The 23,614-nt window shown below is 73.2% G+C and carries 21 protein-coding genes and 1 pseudogene; 17 read left to right on the top strand and 5 right to left on the bottom strand.

Features of this window, described 5'->3' with window-relative positions; genetic code table 11:
• Nucleotides 1-17 precede the first annotated feature (17 nt).
• Nucleotides 18-1,139 (bottom strand): SchA/CurD-like domain-containing protein, encoded by a 1,122-nt coding sequence (locus ABT354_RS16615; RefSeq protein WP_351494195.1) that lies wholly within the window; start codon nt 1,137-1,139, stop codon nt 18-20.
• Nucleotides 1,140-1,368: 229 nt separating this feature from the next.
• On the opposite strand from ABT354_RS16615, the gene ABT354_RS16610 reads away from it, so the two are divergent.
• The 3 genes from ABT354_RS16610 (at nt 1,369) to ABT354_RS16600 (ending at nt 6,800) form a co-directional block, all read left to right on the top strand.
• Entirely contained in the window at nt 1,369-3,036 is a 1,668-nt protein-coding gene (locus tag ABT354_RS16610; RefSeq protein WP_351494193.1) for an FAD-dependent oxidoreductase, read from the top strand.
• 153 nt (nt 3,037-3,189) lie between these two features.
• Entirely contained in the window at nt 3,190-5,922 is a 2,733-nt protein-coding gene (locus tag ABT354_RS16605; protein WP_351494191.1) for a SpoIIE family protein phosphatase, read from the top strand.
• A complete protein-coding gene (locus tag ABT354_RS16600; RefSeq protein ID WP_351494189.1) occupies nt 5,919-6,800 on the top strand; it encodes a hypothetical protein in 882 nt (293 codons plus the stop codon). Before ABT354_RS16605 ends, ABT354_RS16600 begins: the two co-directional genes overlap by 4 nt.
• Here ABT354_RS16600 and ABT354_RS16595 read toward each other — a convergent pair.
• Nucleotides 6,760-7,572: a DUF1775 domain-containing protein gene (locus tag ABT354_RS16595; RefSeq protein WP_351494187.1), complete on the bottom strand. Its 813-nt coding sequence runs from the start codon at nt 7,570-7,572 to the stop codon at nt 6,760-6,762. The genes ABT354_RS16600 and ABT354_RS16595 overlap by 41 nt on opposite strands.
• Nucleotides 7,573-7,647: 75 nt before the next feature.
• Nucleotides 7,648-8,379: a histidine phosphatase family protein gene (locus tag ABT354_RS16590; RefSeq protein WP_351494185.1), complete on the bottom strand. Its 732-nt coding sequence runs from the start codon at nt 8,377-8,379 to the stop codon at nt 7,648-7,650.
• 258 nt (nt 8,380-8,637) lie between these two features.
• On the opposite strand from ABT354_RS16590, the gene ABT354_RS16585 reads away from it, so the two are divergent.
• The 3 genes from ABT354_RS16585 to ABT354_RS16575 all read left to right on the top strand — a co-directional run bounded on the left by ABT354_RS16585 (nt 8,638) and on the right by ABT354_RS16575 (nt 10,145).
• A complete protein-coding gene (locus ABT354_RS16585) occupies nt 8,638-8,853 on the top strand; it encodes a CbtB domain-containing protein (RefSeq protein ID WP_351494183.1) in 216 nt (71 codons plus the stop codon).
• Nucleotides 8,854-8,872: 19 nt separating this feature from the next.
• Entirely contained in the window at nt 8,873-9,634 is a 762-nt protein-coding gene (locus ABT354_RS16580; RefSeq protein WP_351494181.1) for a CbtA family protein, read from the top strand.
• 118 nt (nt 9,635-9,752) lie between these two features.
• A complete protein-coding gene (locus ABT354_RS16575) occupies nt 9,753-10,145 on the top strand; it encodes a VOC family protein (protein ID WP_351494179.1) in 393 nt (130 codons plus the stop codon).
• Here ABT354_RS16575 and ABT354_RS16570 read toward each other — a convergent pair.
• Nucleotides 10,085-10,816 carry a helix-turn-helix domain-containing protein gene (locus ABT354_RS16570; RefSeq protein WP_351494177.1) on the bottom strand — a complete coding sequence of 244 codons (732 nt, stop codon included), beginning with the start codon at nt 10,814-10,816 and terminating at the stop codon, nt 10,085-10,087. The two genes, ABT354_RS16575 and ABT354_RS16570, sit on opposite strands and share 61 nt — an antisense overlap.
• A gap of 294 nt (nt 10,817-11,110) precedes the next feature.
• Entirely contained in the window at nt 11,111-12,325 is a 1,215-nt protein-coding gene (locus tag ABT354_RS16565; RefSeq protein WP_351494175.1) for a YihY/virulence factor BrkB family protein, read from the bottom strand.
• Between the two features lie 17 nt (nt 12,326-12,342).
• Between ABT354_RS16565 and ABT354_RS16560 the strand changes: the two genes are divergently transcribed.
• The 11 genes and pseudogenes from ABT354_RS16560 (at nt 12,343) to ABT354_RS16510 (ending at nt 23,593) form a co-directional block, all read left to right on the top strand.
• Nucleotides 12,343-13,977, top strand: coding sequence for an acyl-CoA dehydrogenase family protein (locus ABT354_RS16560; RefSeq protein ID WP_351494173.1), 1,635 nt, complete (start codon nt 12,343-12,345; stop codon nt 13,975-13,977).
• Nucleotides 13,978-14,224: 247 nt separating this feature from the next.
• A complete protein-coding gene (locus ABT354_RS16555; protein ID WP_351494171.1) occupies nt 14,225-15,592 on the top strand; it encodes a GAF domain-containing protein in 1,368 nt (455 codons plus the stop codon).
• A gap of 5 nt (nt 15,593-15,597) precedes the next feature.
• Nucleotides 15,598-16,164 (top strand): annotated as a pseudogene (locus tag ABT354_RS16550) (GNAT family N-acetyltransferase); the annotation flags it as partial.
• A gap of 323 nt (nt 16,165-16,487) precedes the next feature.
• The gene (locus ABT354_RS16545) at nt 16,488-16,571 is read left to right on the top strand and encodes a putative leader peptide (RefSeq protein ID WP_321167512.1); all 84 of its coding nucleotides are present in this window, start codon (nt 16,488-16,490) and stop codon (nt 16,569-16,571) included.
• A gap of 193 nt (nt 16,572-16,764) precedes the next feature.
• Complete coding sequence (locus ABT354_RS16540; protein ID WP_351494169.1) at nt 16,765-18,462, top strand: nitrite/sulfite reductase; 1,698 nt, start codon at nt 16,765-16,767, stop codon at nt 18,460-18,462.
• A gap of 68 nt (nt 18,463-18,530) precedes the next feature.
• A complete protein-coding gene (locus tag ABT354_RS16535; protein WP_351494167.1) occupies nt 18,531-18,719 on the top strand; it encodes a hypothetical protein in 189 nt (62 codons plus the stop codon).
• Nucleotides 18,716-19,414: a phosphoadenylyl-sulfate reductase gene (locus tag ABT354_RS16530; protein WP_351494165.1), complete on the top strand. Its 699-nt coding sequence runs from the start codon at nt 18,716-18,718 to the stop codon at nt 19,412-19,414. Before ABT354_RS16535 ends, ABT354_RS16530 begins: the two co-directional genes overlap by 4 nt.
• Complete coding sequence (cysC, locus tag ABT354_RS16525) at nt 19,396-19,989, top strand: adenylyl-sulfate kinase (protein ID WP_351494163.1); 594 nt, start codon at nt 19,396-19,398, stop codon at nt 19,987-19,989. The genes ABT354_RS16530 and cysC overlap by 19 nt, the downstream gene beginning before the upstream one ends.
• Nucleotides 19,986-20,942, top strand: coding sequence for a sulfate adenylyltransferase subunit CysD (gene cysD, locus ABT354_RS16520; RefSeq protein WP_351494161.1), 957 nt, complete (start codon nt 19,986-19,988; stop codon nt 20,940-20,942). Before cysC ends, cysD begins: the two co-directional genes overlap by 4 nt.
• A gap of 2 nt (nt 20,943-20,944) precedes the next feature.
• Entirely contained in the window at nt 20,945-22,282 is a 1,338-nt protein-coding gene (locus ABT354_RS16515) for a sulfate adenylyltransferase subunit 1 (protein ID WP_351494159.1), read from the top strand.
• A gap of 204 nt (nt 22,283-22,486) precedes the next feature.
• On the top strand, nt 22,487-23,593 hold the full coding sequence (locus ABT354_RS16510) for an aliphatic sulfonate ABC transporter substrate-binding protein (RefSeq protein WP_351494157.1): 1,107 nt from the start codon (nt 22,487-22,489) through the stop codon (nt 23,591-23,593).
• The last annotated feature ends 21 nt before the right edge of the window (nt 23,594-23,614 follow it).

The following is a 23,614-nucleotide window of genomic DNA, read 5'->3' as shown; positions in this document are numbered from 1 at the left end:
GTGGTGGCCGTGCGCGGTCAGGCGTCGGGCGCGGCGAGCCGGTCGGTGATCAGTTGCATGTCCGCGTCGCGGACACGGTGGGCGAGGTCCCGGTGGTCGGCGTCGAGCAGGGCGTCGCCGTCCTCCAGGAGCCGGGCCAGGACGGCCGCCTTGCGCGGGCCGTGGACGCCGAGGGCGAGCGCCGGGTGGTCGTCCACCGGTCCCTGGATGTCGATCAGCCGGACGACGATGTCGTCGCGCTGGAAGACGGTGCTGCCGACGACGGGGCCCGCCGGGTCCTCGGCGGCGTGCTCGTCCTGCCGGGCGAGCAGCCGGGCGACCGCGAGGCCGCACTCCTTCTTGGCCCGGTAGAGCAGGGCGTGCCGGTTGACCTCCTCGGGTTCCCGGCCGTCGGCGGAGACATGGTGGACGGCGGGGAGGGCGGCGCGGGTGAAGAAGAGCCGCGCGGAGTTGCCGTCGTCCAGGTCCCGGTCCTGCTCCAGATAGGGGTTGATGGCCTCCTCGACCGCCCGTACCTCGGGCTGGCGGGCGACATGGCGCAGGGCGGCCATCAGATCGCCCTGGACCTCGATGGCCCGGACCACCCGGTTGCCGTGCATGAACAGGGAGGTGCGGCGGAGTCTGGTCTGGTGGTCGACCCGGGCGGAGGGGGAGCTGTAGCCGGCGAGGATCTTGGCCACGGTCTTCTCGCTGCCGGGTTTGACGGTGAAGGTGAGCGCGTGGCGGACCACGCCGTCGCCGACCCGGGGGAAGGGCTGGAGTCCGCCCCGCTCCTGGTCGGGGGTGCCGGCGAAGGCCTGCCCGGTCTCCCGCAGCACGCTGAAGCGGAGGGAGCGGGTGTCCCGGACACAGCTGTGCAGCGGCATCACGGTGGCGACATGCTCCTCGCTGTTGACCCAGGCGAGGAAGGGGGGCGCGCTCTCCCACTCGCTGGTGATCAGCCACTGGGAGGGGTTCTCGATGGACTGGCAGAGCTGGTCGCTGATGTGTCCCGGAACCGACGCCACATGGTTGCGCATGTGTTCGTACGCTTCGAGGAACTGCTTCTGGCAGCCGTCGTAGAGGTCCAGCAGCAGTACGACCCGGAGCCGGGATCCGTCGAAGGCGGACTGCGATATGCGCTCGGACAACGTCGTCATTCCTCTTCACTCCTTGGTGACCGCGCCGCCGCTGGGGACGGGGCCCGTCGTCGTCATCGGGGGGAGTCGCCGCCGCCGGCCGGCCTCGGCCCGCGCGCGGGCGCCGCGCCGGGTGCCCGGGGCGCTCCCGTGAACCGATCGTGATGCGCTGCCACGTGTGGCGCGAGAGATGGGCACCATGCGGGTGAATGGGCGGGGCAAGCGGCCCCGTGACGGGCACACAGATTGCATGCAAGGGACAGCTGAGAACGCCAAGAGAACCGAGACCACCGACCTGCGCGTGCCGGTCCTGATCGTGGGCGGGTCCCTGGTGGGCCTCTCCACCTCGATGTTCCTGAGCCGCCATGGCGTCGGGCATCTGCTGGTGGAGAAGCACGCCGGTACCTCGACGCATCCGCGCGGGCGGGGCATCAACGTCCGCTCGATGGAGCTGTTCCGCCGGGCGGGGGTGGAGGAGGACATCCGCGAGGCGGCGGCGGTGCTGGCGGAGAACCACGGGATCCTCCAGGCCGGGTCGCTCACCGGCGACGACCAGACATGGCTGTTCAAGGAGATCGACCCGGGGGGCGGACTGTCCCGGATCAGCCCGACGACCTGGTGTCTGTGCAGTCAGAACGACATCGAGCCGGTACTGGCGAAACGTTCCGCCGAGGCCGGGGCCGAGCTGCTCTTCGGCACCGAGCTGCTCTCCTTCACCCAGGACTCCTCCGGGGTCAGCGCCCTGCTGGAGGACCGGACGACCGGCGAGCGCACCACCGTACGGGCGGACTATCTGGTCGCCGCCGACGGACCGCGCAGCCCGGTACGGGAGCGGCTGCGCATCGGGCTGAGCGGCCCCGGCGAGCTGTTCCACAATGTGAGCCTGACCTTCACCTCGCGCGGTCTGATCGACATCGTCGGGGACCGGCGCTTCATCGTCTGCTATCTGACGACCCCGGACGGCGACGGGGCGCTGCTCCCCGTGGACAACGCCGAGCGCTGGGTCTTCCACGCCCCCTGGCACCCCGAGCGCGGCGAGACGCTGGAGGACTTCACCGACGAGCGCTGCCGGGAGCACATCCGGCGGGCGGTCGGGGCTCCCGGGCTCGATGTGGAGATCACCGGCAAGGCGCCCTGGCACGCCGCCGAACGGGTGGCCCGGCGCTATGGCATGGGCCGGGTCCTGCTCGCCGGGGACTCCGCCCATGAGATGTCCCCGACCGGCGCCTTCGGCTCCAACACCGGCATCCAGGACGCCCACAACCTGGCCTGGAAGCTGGCGGCGGTCCTCCAGGGGTGGGCCGGCCAGGGGCTGCTGGACACCTATGGCGAGGAGCGGCAGCCGGTGGCGAAGGCGACCGGGGAGCGGGCGTCGGCCCGCTCCGCCGAGCACAGCCACCCCGGCTATGCCGCCCCCACGCTCCCCGGCGGCCCCCGCAGCGGGGTGCTCACGGTGGCGATGGGGTACTCCTACCGGGCGGGCGCGGTGGTCGGCGTGGACACCGCCCGACCGGTCGTCCCCGACCGGCTCTCGCTCGGCGGTGAGCCGGGCACCCGCGCCCCCCATCTGTGGGTACGGCGGACCGTCCCCGGCGCCGGTACCGAACGGCTGTCCACGCTCGATCTGTACGAACGGTCCATGGTGCTGCTCTGCGGCGAGGCGGTCTGGCGGGACGCGGCGACCAAGGCCGCCGCTCGGCTCTCCGTACCGCTGGATGTGTACGCCATCGGCGACGGACCCCTCGCCGACCTGGTCCCGGAGGAGGGCTGCGACTGGACCGGCACCCATGGCACCACCGGCGAGGGCGCGCTCCTCGTCCGCCCGGACGGCTTTGTCGCCTGGCGCTCCCCCGGCGGCGCGCTCGACCCGGAGAAGGCGGTCGAGGAGGCCCTCGCCGAGGTGCTGCGGCTGCGCTGACCCGGTGGGTGTCCCGGTGGGCGTCCCGGGAGATGTCAGAGGTTTCGGAGGTCACACGCGTGACGAGATTTGCCCAAAGGGGTCACGCGGGTGACCTCCGCGCTCTACCGTGCGCGGATGGCCCACCGTTTGCGGGAGGTGTAGAAAGAGGACATGGCCGCACGTTACGGTCGCCCAGGCTCGGTTCTGCGCATGCGGACCGTGGCCGGGCAGGTCTTTCTCCTCCAAGTGGTGATCGTGCTGTTGCTGGTGGCGGCGGGCATCGTCGCCCTGGTGCTCCAGTCGCACGCCGACAGCGAGCGTGAGGCCGTCAACCGGTCCGTCTCCGTGGCCGAGACCTTCGCCAGCTCTCCGGGGGTCGCCGCGGCGCTCCGCACCCGCGACCCCTCCGCCGTCCTCCAGCCCAGCGCCGAGGAGGCCCGGCGCCGCTCCCATGTCGACTTCATCGTCGTCCTGAACACCGACGGGATCCGCTACACCCACCCCAAACCCGACCGGATCGGGAAGAAGTTCGTCGGCGAGTACGCCCCCGCCCTCCGCGGCGAGGTCGTCACCGAGCGGCTGAACGGCACCATCGGCCCGCTGGTCCAGGCGGTGGTCCCCATCTACGACGCCGACCGGAAGGTCGTCGGACTGGTCTCCGCCGGGGTGACCCTGGCCAAGGTCAGCGGCGTGGTGGAGGACCAGTTCCCGCTGCTCTTCGGGGTCGGCGCGGCGGTCCTGCTGCTCACCACCGGGGGGACCGCGCTGGTCACCCGGCGGCTGCGGCGGCAGACCCATGGCCTGGGTCCCGAGGAGATGACCCGGATGTACGAGCACCATGACGCGGTGCTGCACGCCGTCCGGGAGGGGGTGCTCATCGTGGGCGACGGCGGACGGGTGCTCCTCGCCAACGACGAGGCCCGGCGGCTGCTCGGACTGCCCGCGACGGTGGAGGGCCGGCACCTCAGCGAGGTGGGCCTCGACCCGGCGACCGCGCGCCTGCTCACCTCCGGCCGGGATGTCACCGACGAGGTGCACCAGGTCGGCGACCGGCTGCTCGCCGTCAACCAGCGCCCCACCGACCGCGACGGCGGACCCCCCGGCAGTGTGGCCACCATCCGCGACACCACCGAGCTGCGGGCGCTCACCGGCCGGGCGGATGTCGCCCGGGCCCGGCTGAAGCTCCTCTATGACGCCGGGGTCGAGATCGGCACCACCCTGGATGTGCTGCGCACCTGCGAGGAGCTGGCCTCCTTCGCGGTGGGCCGGTTCGCCGACTTCGCCACCGTCGACCTGGTGGAGGCGGTGCTGCGGGGCGAGGAGCCGAGGTCCACCGGGGCGGGCGAGGACATGCGGCGGATCGCGGCGGGCGGCATCGGCGACGAGACCGCCCACTTCGCCATCGGCACCAGCATCCACTTCCTCCCGTCCACCCGGATGGGTGCCGGACTCGGCAAGGGCGAGGGGATCCTGGAGCGGGACCTGACCGCGTACGACGGCTGGCAGCAGCAGTCCCCCGAGCGGGCCGTGAAGCTGGTGGAGGCCGGATTCCACTCCATGATCGCGGTGCCGCTGCGGGCCCGCGGGGCGATCCTGGGCGTGGCGATGTTCTGGCGCTCGGACACCACCCCGGAGCCCTTCGAGGAGGAGGACCGCTCCCTCGCCGAGGAGCTGGTGGCCCGGGCGGCGGTCAGCGTGGACAACGCCCGCCGCTACAGCCGTGAGCACACCATGGCGGTGACCCTCCAGCGCAGTCTGCTGCCGCAGGGGCTGCCGGAACAGAGCGCCCTGGACCTCGCCCACCGCTACCGCCCCGCCCAGGCGGGCGCGGGCGGGCTCGGCGGCGTCGGCGGCGACTGGTTCGACATCATCCCGCTGCCGGGGGCCCGGGTGGCGCTGGTCGTGGGCGATGTGGTGGGCCACGGTCTGCACGCCGCCGCCACCATGGGACGGCTGCGGACGGCGGTGCACAACTTCTCCACCCTGGATCTGCCGCCCGATGAACTGCTGTGGCATCTGGACGAGCTGGTGACCCGGCTGGACACGGACGGCCCCGGCGACGGCACCGACTCCGGGATCACCGGCGCGACCTGCCTCTACGCCATCTACGACCCGGCGTCGGGCCGGTGCACGATGGCCCGCGCCGGACATCTCCAGCCGCTGGTGCTGCGCCCGGACGGCACCGCCTTCCTCGCCGAGGTGCCGGGCGGGCCACCGCTGGGTCTGGGCGGGATGCCGTTCGAGACGCTGGAGCTGGAACTGGAGGAGGGCAGTTCGCTGCTGCTCTACACCGACGGTCTGGTGGAGGACCGCGACCGGGACATGGACGAGGGGCTCGATCTGCTGCGGCGGACCGTCGAGGGCCGTCCCGAGCGGACCCCGGAGGAGATCTGCGAGGCGGTCCTCGCCGCGCTGCTGCCCGAGCGGCCCCGGGACGACATCGCCCTGCTGGTGGGCCGTACCCGCAGGCTGGAGACGGCACGGGTGGCCGAGTGGGATGTGCCGTCCGACCCGTCGGCGGTGGCCGAGGTGCGCGGCGCGGTCTCCCGTACCCTCACCGCCTGGGGGCTGGGGGACGAGGCGTTCACCACCGAACTGATCCTGAGTGAGCTGGTCACCAATGCCATCCGGTACGCCGACGGGCCGATCCGGGTACGGCTGGTCCGCGACCGGGCGCTGATCTGCGAGGTGGCGGACCACAGCAGCACCTCGCCCCATCTGCGGCAGGCGGCGAGCACCGACGAGGGGGGCCGGGGGCTCTTCCTGGTGGCGCAGTTCGCGGACCGCTGGGGGACCCGCTACACCCCGGACGGCAAGGTGATCTGGACGGAACAGCCGCTGCCGGACGACACTCAGGACGGTACGGAGGGTACGGACGGTACGGGCGGTACGGGGGAGACATGAGCGGTACAGACGCTACGGGCGGTACGGGCGGTACGGGCGGCGGATCAATGGCGGCGCTCTGGCTCGGCGGGCCGCCGGGCGCGGGCAAGACGACGGTGGCGGCGCTGCTGGCCCGCCGGCACGGGCTGCGCCGCTACAGCACGGACACCCGCACCTGGGCCCATCGCGACCGGGCGCTGGCGGCGGGCCATCCGGCGGCGCTGCGCTGGGAGGCGCTGCCCCGGGCGGAGCGCTGGTCGGCGCCCGCCGATGAGCTGCTGGCCCGCTCACTGCACCGGGAGCGCGGCCCGATGGTCGCCGAGGAGGTACGGGCGCTGCCGGCCTTCCCGCCCACCCTGGTGGAGGGCACCCCCGTCACCCCCTCGGCCGTGGGCACCGGCCCGCGCGCGCTCTGGCTGCTGCCGACCGCGGCCCTCCAGCGGGAGCGGCTGGCCGAGCGGCGCCTGGAACCGGGGCCGCTGGCGCTGTACACCTCCCTCGCCGAGGTGATCGAGACGGAGGTGGAGCGGTACGGGGGCGCGGTGCTGCGGGTCGACGGGCGGCGCGGGGTCGTGGAGACCGCCGCCGAGGTCGAGGCGTACTTCGGGGACGCCCTGGCGGGCGGCGCGGCCACCGACGGGGACCGCGCCGAGCTGCTGCGGTACGCCAACACCGCGCTCGCCGGGCAGTACCGGGACTTCGCCGCCCGGCCCTGGGCGCCCGGGGACGCCACCGCGACGGTGGTGGAGTTCGCCTGTGAGTGCGGCGCCGAGGGGTGCGCGGCCTCGGTGGCGCTGGCGGTGCGCGCCTATGGCCCGGAGCCGGTGCTGGCCCCGGACCACCGGAGGGCGCGCCGGGTCAGCCGGCCGAGCGGCGGCGCCACAGCAGCCAGCCGATGACCCCGCCGACGACGGCGACGGCGGCCACGACCGCGGCGACCACCGTGCCGGTGTTGTCGGAGTCGGAGGAGCCGGAGCCGTCGTCGGTGCCCTCGGGGCCGTCGGCCCGCGCCGCCCCCGGAGGCGCTCCGCTGGGGCTGGTGCCGCCGGGGGTGCCCTCCGGCACCAGGGCGCCGGGGGGTACGGAGGAGGACGCGGTGGCGGAGGGGCCCGGCGAGGCGGAGGCCCCGGCGGAGGCTCCGGCGCTGGGTGTCGGCAGCGGCTGGAGCGGCTGGAGCGAGGCGCCCTTGGCGGCGGGTCCCAGCCGGAGCACCGGTGCGGGGTGGTCACCGTCGGTGCCGGGCTCCTCGATCCAGCGGGCGACCTCGCCGTCGGAGTAGGTCTCCACCGTCTTGAAGACCACCCGCCGGGCGTCGGGCAGCTGCCGGAGCCGGATGGTGTGGACCGCGTCGGTGCCCACCGGGAGGGGTTTGCCGGTGAGGACATAGCTGCCCTGGGCGTACGAGAAGCGCCAGCCCTTGGGCGCCTTGCCGAACTTCACCGCGCCCAGGGAGAGCCCCGGCGGCAGCACGACCTGGAGCCGGGCGATGCCCGCGTCCTTCGACTCCGCCTCGGAGGTGAACGTCAGGGTGACGTTCTCCGCCAGGGCGCGGGCGTCGGAGGCGCTCACCCCGGCATGGGCGGCGGCGGGGGCGGCACCCGTGACGACCGCGCCCGACGCCAGCAGGGCGGCGAGCGCGAGGGGGGCGGCGCGGTACGGAAAGGTCCTCATGGGGCCCCATCCTTCACCACGGCGGCCCGTCGCAAACAGGGACCTGGGATATCTCCCGCACCGGGTGGTTTGCCCTCAACAGCCGTCCGGTGCCTGGTTCGTGGAGATCGCTCCGGGCGGCGGGGAGGGGTGCAGCGGGGTGCCGCAGCGGAGGTTCCAGCGGCCCGCCCGGGAGGTCAGCCCGGTCAGCGTCAGCGGGGCGGCGTCCAGCCGCCAGAAGAGCGCCGGGGGCAGGGCGAGGGCATGGGTCAGCAGGGCGCGGACGACGGCGGGGTCCAGGACCGCGAGCAGCCGGCCGCCGCCGGGCGGCAGGGCGTCCAGCCAGGCGCCCGCGCGGGCGACCAGGGCGGTCAGGGACTCGCCGCCGTGCGGGGCGGCGTCCGGGTCGGCGAGCCAGCGGGCCACCGCCTCCGGTTCGGCGGCGCCCACCTCGGCGAGGCTCCGGCCCCGCCAGCGGCCCAGGTCCCAGTCGGCGAGCGGGGCGCCGGGCTCCTCGGTGGCGGGGCCGCGCAGCCCGAGCGCGTCGGCGCTCTCCCGGCAGCGCCGGGAGGGTCCGCAGACCGTGCGCCCGGCCGGGGGCAGGGTGCCCGCGGCGGCGCGGGCGGCCCGCAGCCCCGCCGCGTCCAGGGGCTCCTCCGGGTCGGACCGGGCCTCCCGGAGCCCCGCGGTCGTCGCGGGGGTGATCAGCCCCAGGCGCAGCGTCCGGGCCGCCGCCGTGGCCGTCCTCGCGGTCGCCGCCGTTGCCTGCGCGGTCCCCGTCGCCCCCGTGGTCCCTGTCGTCCCTGTCGCCCCCGTGGTCCCTGTCATCCCCGTTGTCCCCGTCGTCCCGGTCATCGCGGTGATCAACCCTCCCCAGCTTTTTTCGGCCATCGCCCACCATGGCGAATTCCGCCCCGCCCACGGTACGGTCCCGTGTGTACATGACGAGTTGACGGAAGTCCGGTGGAAATCCGGCACGGTCGCGCCACTGTGGACCCGCGTTCGCGCGGGGAGTCAGACCCGCCCTTGTCACCGCTCCACACCAGGTACCACGATCGGGACGCGTGTTCCCCAGGAGGTTCCACCATGGCCCAGTCGACCGCGCCGGCGACCGCCGCACCGGCCGTCGTCCCCCTCTCGCTCCGGGCCATCGCGCCCTGGGCCGCCTTCTTCGGCCTGCTGATGCTGGTCCTGCTCTACTTCGTCGGCGCGGAGCAGGGCGCGACCGCGCTGCTCTCCGGCGAGGGGGTCCATGAGTGGGTCCACGACGGCCGGCATCTGCTCGGCTTCCCCTGCCACTGAGCCGGGAGAGCCATCCCTCATGAACTCCCCTTCTGTCAGCGCCCTGCTGGTGCGCGGCATGCTCGCCGGGCTGATCGCCGGCGCCGTCGCCATGCTGGTGGCGTACTTCCTCGGCGAGGGCCCGGTGGACGCGGCCATCGCGTTCGAGGAGGCCCACTCCCATGAGCACGGCGGCGAGGAACTCGTCAGCCGGGCCATGCAGTCCACCGCCGGACTCGCCACCGGGGTGCTGGTCTTCGGTGTGGCGATCGGCGGCATCGCCGCCCTCGCCTACTGTGTGGCGCTCGGCCGGATCGGCCGCTTCGGGCCGCGGGCCACCGCCGCGCTGGTGGCGCTCGGCGCGCTGGTGACGGTCTATCTGGTGCCCTATCTGAAGTACCCGCCCAACCCGCCCGCCGTCGGCGACCCGGACACCATCGGCGAACGCACCGCGCTCTACTTCCTGATGATCGTGCTCAGTGTGCTGCTGGGGGTGGCGGCGATCCTGCTCGGGCAGCGGCTCGCGCCACGCCTGGGCACCGGGAACGCGGCGGTGGCCGCGGGCACCGCCTTTGTGGTGGCGGTGGGGCTGGCCTATGCCTTCCTGCCGTCGTTCTCGGAGGTGCCGAAGGGCTTCCCGGCGGCGGTGGTCTGGGAGTTCCGGCTGGCGACGCTGGCCATCCAGAGCACGCTGTGGGCGGTGTACGGGGTGGTCTTCGGCCAGTTGGCCGAACGGCTGCTCACCCCCGGCGCGGCGGATGCCGCCCGGACCGGGAGGGCGGCCGCCCCGGCCTCCCGCTGATCCGCCCCGCTCTTCCGCCGGTCCACCCGGACGCCCGGCCCCGGGCGCGCACCGCGCCCGGGGCCGGGCGTCCGTTTTCTTCAAGACCCCGGGACCCGGCCCGGCCTACGGTGGCGGCATGACACCACGACTCGACTGCGTCTCCCTGGTCACCGCCGACATGGCCGCCTCCCTCGCCTTCTACCGCCGGCTGGGGCTCGACATCCCCGAGGGGGCCGAGCAGGCCCCGCATGTGGAGACGGTGACCCCGGGCGGGCTGCGGGTCCTGTGGGACACCGAGGAGGTCATCCGCTCCTTCGACGCCGCCTGGGCCCCGCCGGTGGGCGGGGAGCGGATCGGGCTGGCCTTCCGCTGCGACGGCCCGAAGGAGGTCGACGCGGTCTACGCGGAGCTGACCGGCGCCGGCTACCGGGGGCATCTGCCGCCGTGGGACGCCGCCTGGGGGCAGCGCTACGCGGTGGTGCTCGACCCGGACGGCCTCGGGGTCTCCCTCTTCGCCGACGCGGCGTAGGCGCTCGGCGTCGTCCCGCCCAGGGCCCTGATCTCGCGGGCGAGATGCGCCTGGTCGGCGCAGCCCGCGGCGAGGGCGGCGGTGGCGAGCGGGGTGCCCGCGCGGATCAGGCCCAGCGCGCGCTGGAACCGCAGCACCCGGGCGAGGGTCTTGGGGCCGTAGCCGAAGGCGTGCAGCGAGCGGCGGTGCAGCAGCCGGGGGCCGAGCCCGGTGGCGTCGGCGGCGGCGCGGACCGTGGACCCGGCGGCGAGGGCCCGTACCACCGCGCCCAGCAGGGGGTCGGGGGTCCGGGGCGCGGCGGCCCCCAGCTCCAGGGCGAGCCGTTCGAGTTCGGCGGCGGGGTCGGCGGCGGTGTCCAGCCGGCCGGTGAGGGTACGGGCCGCCGCGTCGCCCCGGAGGTCGGCCCAGCCGACCCGGCGGTCGCGCAGTTCGTGTGCGGCGACCCCCAGCAGCGCGGGGGCGGTCCCGGGGGCGAGGCGGACCCCGGCGAACCGGGTGCCGGGCGGGTGTCCGCCGGGCTCCTGCGCGCGGGTGTCGGGCCCGGCCACCAGCAGCCGTCCGGGGGTCCACACCAGGTCCATGCAGCCGTCGGGGACGACCCGGTGCCCGGCGCCGGTACGGGCCTCCCAGACCACGGCCCCCGCGAGCGCCGAGATCCGTTCCCTGTACATGCCCAGCAGCATAATCCGGTGCCCGGACACACTCACCGGCCGTCCACAGCGCCCGGCGCGGTCCTCCTCCCCACCGGGGCCGCACCGCGCTGCCGGTCAGCGGCGTACGCCGGGCACGGGCTTCCGGACCTCCGCCCGGAAGTCCCCGCGGCCCCGGCGGACGAGGGCCCATGGCACCCGTTCCGGCCGCGGCGCGGCCCACGCTCCCGTACCCGCCCCGTGGGGTGTCCGGACAGCGGGCCGCCCCCGGCGCGGGGTGCGCTCGGGGGCGGGGGTACGGCGGCGGTACGGGGCTCAGTCGCCCGGGGGTCCCGGCGGGCCCCGGTGACCCGCCGGGGGGGTGCGGTGACCCGCGCCCCGGTGGGAGTGGAGCCGGGCCCGGACGTCCTCCGGCGGCAGGAAGCGGGACCAGCGCTCGGGGTACTCCGCGGGCATCTCGCCGTCCCCGCCGACGAAGAAGTCGTCCCCGTCCCAGTCGTCCTCGTCCTCGGACTCCTCCGCCTCCTCGAAGAGGCGCGCCGCGCGGGCGCGGGCGACCACCTCCGCGGCCTCGGCGGCCCGGCGGCGCTCGGCCTCCGCACGGGCGGCGGAGGTGGCCACCGAGGGCCAGACCCGGTCGATCGCCGCGTTCACGGCGGCGCCGACCAGGACCGCGAAGGCCGAGATGCCGATCCAGAGCAGGACCGCGATCGGCGCGGAGAGCGAACCGTAGATCGTCGGCCCCTCCACCGTACTGGTGAGATAGATCCGCAGCAGGAAGCTGCCGAGCACCCACATCCCGAGCGCCACCAGCGCCCCGGGAACGTCCTCGATCCACGGGGAGCGCACCGGCACGGACACGTGGTAGAGGGTGGTGAGGAAGGCGATCGAGAGCAGGCTCACCACCGGCCAGTACAGAACGGTCACCAGGGTGGTGCCCCAGGGCACCAGCTCCACCAGCCGGTCGGGGCCGACCACCGCCAGCGGCAGCACCACCGCGCCGATCACCAGGGCGATCAGATACAGCAGAAAGGCCAGCAGCCGGGTGGCCACGATCCCGCGCTGTCCGTCGAGCCCGTACATGACGGTGATCGTGTCGATGAAGACATTCACCGCGCGGGAGCCGGACCAGAGGGCGATGGCGAAGCCGATGGAGATCAGGTCCGGCCGCCCCCCATGGGTGACGTCCTCCAGGAGCGGTTTGGCGACGTCGTTGACGCCCCGCTCCGAGAGGACCGTCCCCGCCGCGTTGAGGATGTTCTGCTCGATCGAGGCGACCGTGGTGGTGTTGGTCCAGTCGTCTATGTAGCCGAGCAGACCGAGCAGACCGAGCATCAGCGGCGGCAGGGACAGCAGAGTGAAGAACGCCGCCTCAGCGGCGAGCCCCAGGATCCGGTACTCGATGCACGAGTTCACCGTGTCCTTCAGCAGCAGCCACGTCATCCTCCGTTTGGAGACGTTCCGGTAGAGGACCCGGGCCCGGTGGAGTCGGCCCGATGGCCGCTCAGGTGTTTCATTTGCAGCCTGCACCTCCTTACCGTATCGGCATGGCAGCGAGCACCCACACAGTGATCAACCAGCCTCCACCCCTGGTGGGATACGACGTCTTCGCCTCCGACCGGGCGCTGGGCGAGGCGGTGGCCCGGCATGTCCCGGCGGAGCTGGCCGGGGAGGTGGCCGGGGAGCTGTCCGCGCTGGGCCGGGCGGCCGGTTCCGCCGAGGCCCAGGAGTGGGGGGCGCGGGCCAATGAGTACCCTCCCCGGCTCCGCACCCATGACCGCTACGGCCACCGGATCGACGAGGTGGAGTTCCATCCCGACTGGCACCGGCTGCTCGGCCACGCGGTCGCGGCGGGGCTGACGGACGCCTGGGGGCGGCCCTCGGGGCATGTCCGGCGGGCCGCGGGGTTCCTGGTGTGGACCCAGACGGAGGCGGGCCACGGCTGCCCGCTGTCGATGACCCATGCCGCCGTCCCCGCGCTGCGGACCGATCCGGGGCTGGCGGCGGAGTGGGAGCCCCGGCTGACCGCGCGGGGGTACGACGGACGGCTCGCCGTTCCCTCGTCCAAGCCCGGCAATCTCCTCGGCATGGGTATGACGGAGAAGCAGGGCGGCAGCGATGTCCGGGCCAACACCACGGCGGCCGTCCCGCTGGACGCCGCCGGGGAGTACCTCCTCACCGGGCACAAGTGGTTCTGCTCCGCCCCGATGTCCGACGGCTTTCTGGTGCTCGCCCAGACCCCCGGGGGTCTGACCTGCTTCCTGGTCCCCCGGGTGCTCCCGGACGGCACCCGGAACCCCTTCCTCCTCCAGCGGCTCAAGGACAAGCTGGGCAATCGCTCCAACGCCTCCGCGGAGGTGGAGTTCGACGGCACCTGGGCCCGCCGGGTCGGCGAGGAGGGCCGGGGGGTGAGCGTCATCATCGGGATGGTGGCGGCGACCCGGCTGGACTGTGTGATCGGCTCGGCCGCCCTGATGCGGCAGGCGGTCGTCCAGGCGATCCACCACACCTCCCACCGGAACGCCTTCGGCGGGCCGCTCGCCGACAAGCCGCTGATGCGCAATGTCCTGGCCGATCTGGCGCTGGAGTCGGAGGCGGCGACCGTGCTGGGGCTGCGGCTGGCCGCCGCGTACGACGCGGACACCGAGGACGAGCGGGCCCTGCTGCGGATCGCGGTGCCCGCCGCCAAGTACTGGGTCACCAAGCGGTGCGTCCCGATGGTGGCGGAGGCCCTGGAGTGCCTGGGCGGCAACGGCTATGTGGAGGAGTCGGGGATGCCCCGGCTGCTGCGCGAGTCCCCGCTCAACTCGATCTGGGAGGGCTCGGGCAATGTCCAGGCGCTGGATGTGCTGCGGGCGCTCCAGCGGGAGCCCCGGGCGCTCCATGCCTTCCTCCGGGAGGTCGGCGCGGCCCGGGGGGCCGACCATCGGCTGGACGGCGCGATCAAGGGGCTGCTGACCGACCTGGCCGACCTGGAGGGTGTCGAGGGACGGGCCCGGCGGCTGGTGGAGCGCATCGCCCTGGTGCTCCAGGGCTCGCTGCTGGTGCGGTGGGCCCCGCCGGAGGTGGCGGACGCCTTCTGCGGCTCCCGGCTGGGCGGTGACGGGGGTCTGGCCTTCGGCACCCTGCACCCCGCGCAGACGCTCGGCGCCGTGGTGGAACGGGCGCGGGCGGGCGGGTGACCCGGGCCGCCGGGCCACCGGCGGACCCGCCCCGGAGGCGACCCGGACGACCCCGTAGTGGACGATCATGTCAACAAGCGGGGGGTGGTGCTGCGCCGACACGGCACCACCCCTCGCGACGTCCACTTTTGTACCGAAGCAGACCCCCGCGCGAGGGTTGCAGAGGGTTGCAGCCACCGGGAACGGTCCCGGCGACCGCTCCCCCGAGCGGCCCCGCGCCGCATGACCGCGCTGGAGGGACCCCCGCGTGCCGACCACACCGCTCGACCCGCCCGATCTCGTGCCCGGGGACCCGGCGGCCCGCCGCCCGCCCCGGGGACCGTGCACGGCCGGTGCCGGGCACCGCGCCGAGATCGAGGAGTCCTGGCGGCGGCTGCACCGCCATGGCCTGGACCCGGGCCGGGCCCGGCGGGCGGGGATGCTGCCCCACGACGAGGTGGAGCGGCGCCGCCAGGAGTCCCCGCTGGGCGAGGTCCTCGATGTGCTGCGGTCCGGTCTGGTCTCCGTCGCCGAGGCCGCCCGCCTGGTCATGATCGTCGCCGACGCCGACGGCCGGATGCTCTGGCGCGAGGGGGACGCGGGCGTCCGGCGCAAGGCCGACGCCCATGGCTTTGTGCCCGGCGCCGATCTCACCGAGGAGAGCATCGGGACCAATGGCGTGGGCACCGCCCTGGTCACCGGTCAGCCGATCCAGGTGCACGCGGCCGAGCACTTCCTCGCCGTCCACCGCAGCTGGACCTGTGCGGGCGCCCCGGTCACCGATCCCCGGGACGGCCGGCCGCTCGGCGTGGTCAATGTCAGCGGCCCCGTCTCCACCGGGCATCCGACCCTGCTGGCGCTGGTGACCTCGGTGGCCCGGCTCGCCGAGGCGGAGCTGCGCCGGCACCACTTCGCCGGTCTGGAACGGCTGCGCTCCAGCGCGGCGCCGCTGCTGGGGCGGCTCGACGGCCGGGCGCTCGCGGTGGACGCCCACGGCTGGACGGCGGCGGTGATCGGGATGCCGCCGCCGGGCCGGCTGACGCTGCCGCACGCGCCGCCGGACGGCCGGGTGTGGCTGCCGTCGCTGGGGATGTGCTCGATGGAGCCGCTGCCCGGCGGGTGGCTGCTGCGGGTGGCGGAGCCCGCCACCCGGTCGGGGTACGCCGCCCGGGTGGTCCTGGACCTCGGCTCCCCCCGGCCCTCGGTCACGGTCCGGGGCGAGGCCGGGAGCTGGACCCATGAGCTGAGCCCGCGCCATGCCGAGCTGCTGGCCGCGCTGGCGCTCCACCCGGGCGGGCGGAGCGCGGCCGAGCTGGCGGCCGACCTCTTCGCCGACCCGACGCGCACGGTGACGGTCCGGGCGGAGTTCTCCCGGCTGCGCCGCTATCTGGCGCCCGTACTGGCGAGCCGTCCCTACCGGTTCGCCGACGGGGTCGAGGTGGAGACGGTCCCGCCGCCGGGCGGCACCGCGCCGCCCCGGCCCGGTGAGCCCCGGGAGCCCGGCTGGAGCCGGGGGACCGGCGCCCCCGCCGTCGCGCCCCTCCCCTGCCACCCCTCCGGGATCTGCCCGCCGTCGGAACCGCTGCCCGTACCGGCCCCCCGGCTTTGGCCGGAACGCTCCGGCGTGCTTCCCTGACCTGTATGAACATCGCCGTCACCACCTGGTCCCTGGAGCAGACGTCCGCCGCCGACCTGCGTCCGGCCGCCGTGCCCGAGGGGGACATCACGATCGTGCGCGCGGCCGTGCCGTCGCCCGAGTTCAGCCGGTTCCTCTATACGGCGGTGGGCGGCGATGTCCGCTGGACCGACCGGCTGGGGCTGAGCCACGCGCAGTGGACGGAGCACCTGGACCGGCCCGGCACCGAGACCTGGGTGGCGTACGACCGGGGCACCCCGGCCGGGTACACGGAGCTCCAGGCGCAGGACGACGGCACGGTGGAGATCGTCTACTTCGGGCTGATACCCGCGTTCCGGGGGCGCCGGATCGGCGGGCATCTGCTCTCGTACGCGACGGCCCGCGCCTGGGACCTGGCCGAGCGGTGGCCCGGACTGACGCCGACCAAGCGGGTGTGGGTGCACACCTGCTCCCTGGACGGCCCGCACGCCATGGCCAACTACGAGCGCCGGGGCTTCACCCTCTTCGACACCTCGGTCGCCGACGAGCCGCTCGTGGCGACGCCCGGCCCCTGGCCCGGCGCCCTGCCGGCCGAGGGATCCGGCGTGTCCGAAGGATCCGGCGCGCCCGGGGCGGACGGGGCCTCCGGGGCTCCTGAGGGTGTGAACAGCGGTACGACCGGCTGAAAATCGCCGCCATCACGGCGGGGCCGGGGCGCACGGCGCCCTGCCCCGCCGTTGTCGTACCCCGGGCTCCGTATCCCCCGCCCCTCAGGGGTCGCGGCACCGGTCAGAGGGGGCGGCGACCGCGCGGCCGGGGTTCCGGGCCCGCCAGCGAATCTCACCATTCGGGATAATGCTGTCCGAGATACGGACGAAGGTGGACTGGCGTCCGATTGCCATGACAGGCTTCCGCCATGTCTGAAGCTGGAATTGCCCTGGTGAGTCGGCGCCACGTCGATCTCGTCCGCGTGTCCAGCGCCATCTGTCCCGCCTGCTGACAGCCCAGCACCGCCGCGCACTCAGCCCTTCAGGCCTCCGCTCCCCCGCAGATCCCGCAGCGTCGCCCGACTGCGTTCCCTGTCCGAGCCGTTCTCGCGTTCCGTCTGATCACCTGCCCTGCGCACCGCCGCGCCCAGCCGCGGGTGTGCAGCTCAGAGCCGCCCTCCTGCCCGCCCCGAAGGACACATCACCATGGCCGCCACCCCTGAGAAGCCCGCCCCGGCCGCTTCCCGCCGCAGAACTGGACGACACCGCGGCGAGGGTCAGTGGGCCGTGGGGCATATGACGCCCCTCAACGCCAACGAGCAGGCCAAGAGAGACGACGACGGTCTCAATGTGCGGACACGTATTGAGACGATCTACTCCAAGCGCGGCTTCGACTCCATCGACGGCGCCGACCTTCGCGGACGGATGCGCTGGTGGGGTCTGTACACCCAGCGCAAGCCCGGCATCGACGGCGGCAAGACCGCGATCCTGGAGCCGGAGGAGCTGGACGACAAGTACTTCATGCTCCGGGTCCGTATCGACGGCGGCCGGCTGACGACCGCTCAACTCCGGGTCATCGGCGAGATCTCCCAGGAGTTCGCCCGGGGCACCGCCGACATCACCGACCGGCAGAACATCCAGTACCACTGGATCCGGATCGAGGACATGCCGGAGATCTGGCGCCGCCTCGAAGCCGTGGGTCTCTCCACCACCGAGGCGTGCGGTGACACCCCCCGGGTGATCCTCGGTTCGCCCGTCGCGGGCATCGCCGAGGACGAGATCATCGACGGCACCCCCGCCATCGACGAGATCTACCGCCGGATCGTCGGCAACAAGGACTTCTCCAACCTCCCCCGTAAGTTCAAGTCCGCGATCTCCGGCTCGCCCCAGCTCGATGTGGCCCATGAGATCAACGACATGGCCTTCGTCGGGGTGAACCACCCCGAGCTGGGCCCCGGCTTCGATGTCTGGGTCGGCGGCGGACTCTCCACCAACCCCAAGATCGGCGTACGCCTCGGCACCTGGGTCTCGCTGGAGGAGGTGCCCGATGTCTACGAGGGCGTCATCTCCATCTTCCGCGACTACGGCTACCGCCGGCTGCGCAACCGCGCCCGGATCAAGTTCCTGATCGCCGACTGGGGCGCGGAGAAGTTCCGGCAGATCCTGGAGGACCAGTATCTGCTGCGCAAGCTCGCCGACGGCCCCGCCCCCGAGCAGCCCGTCGCCCGCTGGCGCGACCATGTCGGCGTCCACCGGCAGAAGGACGGCCGCTACTACGTCGGCTTCGCCCCGCGCGTGGGCCGGGTGGACGGCACCATCCTCACCAAGATCGCGGAACTGGCGGAGAACCACGGCTCGGGCCGGGTGCGCACCACCGCCGAGCAGAAGATGATCGTCCTGGACATCGAGGAGTCCCGGGTCGAGTCCCTGACCGCCGGGTTGGAGGCGCTGGGCCTGCGGGTGAACCCCTCCCCGTTCCGGCGCGGCACCATGGCCTGCACCGGGATCGAGTTCTGCAAGCTGGCGATCGTGGAGACCAAGGCCCGGGGCGCCTCGCTCATCGATGAACTGGAGCGCCGGATCCCCGACTTCGCCGAGCCGATCACCATCAACATCAACGGCTGCCCCAACGCGTGCGCCCGTATCCAGGTGGCGGACATCGGTCTCAAGGGACAGCTCGTCCTGGACGACGACGGCAACCAGGTCGAGGGCTTCCAGGTGCACCTCGGCGGCGCCCTCGGGCTGGAGGCCGGCTTCGGCCGCAAGGTCCGCGGACTGAAGGTGACCTCCGCCGAACTCCCCGACTATGTCGAGCGGGTGCTCCTGCGCTTCCAGGAACAGCGCGAGGACGGCGAGCGGTTCGCCACCTGGGCCGCCCGCGCCTCCGACGAGTCCCTGTCATGAGCGCGAAGGCCGTACCCCCGACCCGCCGGAAACCGACCGCACCGCCCCAGGAACAGAGAGGCACAGCCATGAGTGAGCGGGCCGCGCCGTTCTACTGCCCCTACTGCGGCGACGAGGATCTGCGCCCCAGCGAGCAGGGCCACGGCGCCTGGGAGTGCGCCGCCTGCAACCGGGCCTTCCAGCTGAAGTACCTCGGGCTGCTGGCCCGGGGCGTCACCCGTACCTCGTCCGCGCCGCTCGACGGGAACGCGATATGACGGTCACCGAGGAGACCGGCCACCGGATCCTCGCCGAGCGGGCCGGACGCGAGCTGGAGGACGCCTCCGCCCTGGAGATCCTCGGCTGGGCCGCCGAGACCTTCGGCCCCCGCTTCTGCGTCACCTCCTCCATGGAGGACGCCGTCGTCGCCCATCTCGCCTCCCGGGCGCTGCCCGGCGTCGATGTCGTCTTCCTGGACACCGGCTACCACTTCCCGGAGACCATCGGCACCCGGGACGCGGTCGAGGCGGTGATGGACGTACGGCTGATCACGCTCCACCCCCGGCAGTCGGTCGCCGAGCAGGACGCCGAGCACGGGCCCCGGCTCCATGACCGGGACCCGGACCTCTGCTGCGCCCTGCGCAAGGTACGGCCGCTGGAGGAGGGGCTGACCGGGTACGACGCCTGGGCGACCGGGCTGCGCCGGGACGAGTCCCCCACCCGGGCGAACACCCCCGTCGTCGGCTGGGACCAGCGCCGGGGCAAGGTGAAGGTCTCCCCCATCGCCCGCTGGACCCAGGACGACGTGGACAGCTATGTGATCGAGCACGGAGTGCTGACCAACCCGCTGCTCATGGACGGCTATGCCTCCGTGGGCTGCGCCCCCTGCACCCGCCGGGTGCGGGAGGGCGAGGACGCCCGGGCCGGCCGCTGGGCCGGCCGGGGCAAGACCGAATGCGGGCTGCACGGATGACCGCCGAGCGGGAGATCCGCCGGCCAGAACAGGAGCGGGACGTGACTGGGGCCACCATCTGGCTCACCGGGCTGCCGAGCGCGGGCAAGACCACCATCGCCCGGACGCTCGCCGAGCGGCTGCGGGCCGAGGGCCGGCGCACCGAGGTGCTGGACGGCGACGAGATCCGGGAGTTCCTCTCCGCCGGGCTGGGCTTCAGCCGCGCGGACCGGGACCTCAATGTGCGGCGGATCGGCTTTGTCGCCGAGCTGCTGGCCTCGAACGGTGTCGTCGTCCTCGTCCCGGTGATCGCGCCCTACGCCGACAGCCGGGAGGCGGTACGGAAACGTCACGCCGCCGAGGGCACCGTCTACGCGGAGATCCATGTGGCCACCCCGGTGGAGGTCTGCTCCGAGCGGGATGTGAAGGGTCTGTACGCCAAGCAGGCGGCCGGTGAGATCAGCGGGCTGACCGGCGTCGACGACCCCTATGAGGCGCCCGTCGCACCGGATCTGCGGATCGAGTCCCAGCACCAGACCGTCGAGGAGTCCGCGGGCGCGCTCTACGCGCTGCTCGCCGAGAGGGGCGTTCTGTGAGCGAGAGCCGGCACACCACCGCGGTCACCGGGGCGGCGGAGCCGGGCGAGGACAGCCCGTACGCGCTGTCCCATCTGGACGCCCTGGAATCCGAGGCGGTACATATCTTCCGCGAGGTGGCGGGCGAGTTCGAGCGGCCGGTGATCCTCTTCTCCGGCGGCAAGGACTCCATCGTCATGCTGCATCTGGCGCTGAAGGCGTTCGCGCCGGCCACGGTGCCGTTCTCGCTGCTGCATGTGGACACCGGGCACAACTTCCCCGAGGTCCTGGAGTACCGGGACAGCACCGTCGCCCGTCATGGGCTGCGGCTGCTGGTCGCCTCCGTCCAGGAGTACATCGACGCGGGCACCCTGCGGGAGCGCCCGGACGGCACCCGCAATCCGCTCCAGACGGTGCCGCTCACCGAGGCGATCCAGGAGCACCGCTTCGACGCGGTGTTCGGCGGTGGCCGCCGGGACGAGGAGAAGGCCCGGGCCAAGGAGCGGGTGTTCTCGCTGCGGGACGAGTTCTCCCAGTGGGACCCCCGCCGCCAGCGCCCCGAGCTGTGGCAGCTCTACAACGGGCGGCACGCGCCCGGGGAGCATGTCCGGGTCTTCCCGCTCTCCAACTGGACCGAGCTGGATGTGTGGCAGTACATCGACCGTGAGGGGATCGAGCTGCCGTCGATCTACTTCGCCCATGAGCGGGAGGTCTTCTCCCGCAACGGGATGTGGCTGACCGGCGGCGAGTGGGGCGGCCCCAAGGAGTCCGAGCCGGTGGAGCGGCGGCTGATCCGCTACCGCACCGTCGGTGACATGTCCTGCACCGGTGCGGTGGACTCCGACGCCACCACCCTGGACGCGGTGATCGCGGAGATCGCCGCCTCCCGGCTCACCGAGCGCGGGGCGACCCGCGCCGACGACAAGCTCTCCGAGGCGGCGATGGAAGACCGCAAACGCGAAGGGTACTTCTAGCCATGACCTCTGCGACCGAACAGCTCTCCGCGACCACCCTGCTGCGGTTCGCCACCGCCGGTTCCGTGGACGACGGAAAGTCCACCCTGGTGGGACGGCTGCTGCATGACTCCAAGTCGGTCCTGAGCGACCAGCTGGAGGCGGTGGAGCACGCCTCCCGCGCCCGTGGCCGGCAGGGGCCCGACCTGGCGCTGCTCACCGACGGCCTGCGGGCCGAGCGGGAGCAGGGCATCACCATCGATGTGGCCTACCGCTACTTCGCCACCGCACGGCGGCGGTTCATCCTGGCCGACACCCCCGGTCATGTGCAGTACACCCGGAACATGGTGACCGGCGCCTCCACGGCGGAGCTGGCCGTGGTCCTGGTGGACGCGCGCAACGGGGTGGTCGAGCAGACCCGCCGGCACGCCGCCGTCGCGGCGCTGCTGCGGGTCCCGCATGTGGTGCTCGCCGTCAACAAGATGGACCTGGTGGGGTACGCGGAGTCCGCCTTCGCCTCCATCGCCGAGGAGTTCACCGCGTACGCCTCGGAGCTGGGCGTCCCGGAGATCACCGCGATCCCCATCTCCGCGCTCGCCGGGGACAATGTGGTGGACCCGTCGGCCCATATGGACTGGTACGGCGGCCCCACCGTCCTGGAGCACCTGGAGACGGTGCCGGTCAGCCATGATCTGACCGGCTGCCACGCCCGCTTCCCGGTGCAGTACGTGATCCGCCCGCAGACCGCCGAGCACCCCGACTACCGGGGGTACGCGGGCCAGATCGCCGCCGGGACCTTCCGGGTCGGCGAGCGGGTACGGGTGCTGCCCTCGGGGCGTACGTCGACCATCGCCGGGATCGATCTGCTGGGCCGGTCCGTGGACATCGCCTGGACACCGCAGTCGGTGTCGCTGCTGCTCGAAGACGATCTGGACATCTCGCGCGGGGATCTCCTGGTCCCCGCCGACGACGCCCCGGCGACCAGCCAGGACATCGAGGCGACCGTCTGCCATCTGGCCGACCGGCCGCTGACGGTGGGCCAGCGGGTGCTGCTGAAGCACACCACCCGTACGGTGAAGGCGATCGTGAAGGAGATCCCCTCCCGGCTCGCCCTGGACGATCTCTCCCAGTCCCCCGCCCCGGACCGGCTCGTGGCCAATGACATCGGCCGGGTCCAGGTGCGCACCGCCGAGCCGCTGGCGCTGGACGCGTACGCCGACTCCCGGCGCACCGGCTCGTTTCTGCTGATCGACCCCGCGGACGGCACCACGCTGGCCGCCGGGATGGCGGGCGACTCGTTCGCGAGCACCGCCCGCACCACCACCACCACGACCGATGAGGAATCCGGGTGGAACTTCTGATGACGACCGATGCCTTCGCCACCTTCGCCAAAGAGGGCGGCCGGGTGGGCAGCGGCACCCTCGGCGCGGGTTCGGGAGGTGTGGCGCGATGTGCGCGATAACCGCCTCTGACCACACCCGTCAGCACCGAAAACCCACCCGTACCGCATACCCGGCCGCGTCCCTGGGACGTCCGCGCCGTGGTTTACGAGAGGAACGCCCTCCGTGCCTGCCATCCGTACCACCCTGCGCCGTGGCGCCGTCGCCGCCGCGGCCCTGCCCCTGCTGATCGGGGCGCTCGCCTCCTGCGGCTACGGCTCCGAGAAGAAGGACGACGAGCCCGCCGCGAAGGCCACCGGCAAGAAGCTCTCGGCGGACACCGTGCGGCTGGGGTACTTCCCCAATCTGACCCATGCCACCGCCCTGGTCGGTGAGCAGGAGGGCATCCTCCAGAGAGAGCTGGGCGGCACCAGACTCACCTCCACCACCTTCAACGCCGGGCCGTCCGAGATCGAGGCGCTGAACGCGGGCTCCATCGACATCGGCTTCATCGGCCCCTCCCCCGCCATCAACGGCTTCACCAAGTCGCAGGGGAAGAATCTGCGGGTCGTGGCCGGTTCCGCCTCCGGCGGGGTGAAGCTGGTCGTCAACCCGAAGAAGATCAAGAAGCTGGACGATCTGCGGGGCAAGCGCATAGCCACGCCGCAGCTCGGCAACACCCAGGACGTCTCCTTCCTCAACTGGATCGCCGAGCGGGGCTGGAAGACCGACGCCCAGAGCGGCAAGGGCGATGTCCTCGTCGTCCGCAGCGACAACAAGATCACCCCCGATGCCTATGCCGCCGGCTCCATCGACGGCGCCTGGGTGCCGGAGCCGACCGCGTCCCGCCTGGTCAGCCAGGGGGCCAAGGTGCTGCTCGACGAGTCGACGCTCTGGCCGGACAAGAAGTTCGTGATCACCCACATCATCGTGTCGCAGAAGTTCCTGGCGAAGCACCCCGATGTGGTCGAGGCCGTGGTGCGCGGCTCGGTGAAGACCAACGCCTGGATCAACGCCAACCCGGAGAAGGCCAAGGCCTCGGCCAACACCCGGCTGGAGAAGCTCACCGGCAAGGCGCTGCCCGCCGAGATCATCGACCCCGCGTGGCCGTCCATCCAGTTCACCGACGACCCGCTGGCCACCACCCTCCGGACGCAGGCCGACTACGCCGTCAAGGCCGGTCTGCTGGAGAAGCCCGACCTCAAGGGCATCTACGACCTGCGGACCCTCAACAAGATCCTGAAGTCCGAGGGTAAGTCCGAGGTCTCCGACGCCGATCTCGGCGTCCAGTAAATCCCGCAGCACATTCCCGTT

The organism is Streptomyces sp. NPDC000594 (assembly GCF_040299965.1).
In the GTDB taxonomy this organism is placed as follows: Bacteria; Actinomycetota; Actinomycetes; order Streptomycetales; family Streptomycetaceae; genus Streptomyces.
The sequence above is the reverse complement of the archived record's forward strand: the minus strand, read 5'-3'. Positions and strand labels throughout refer to the sequence as shown.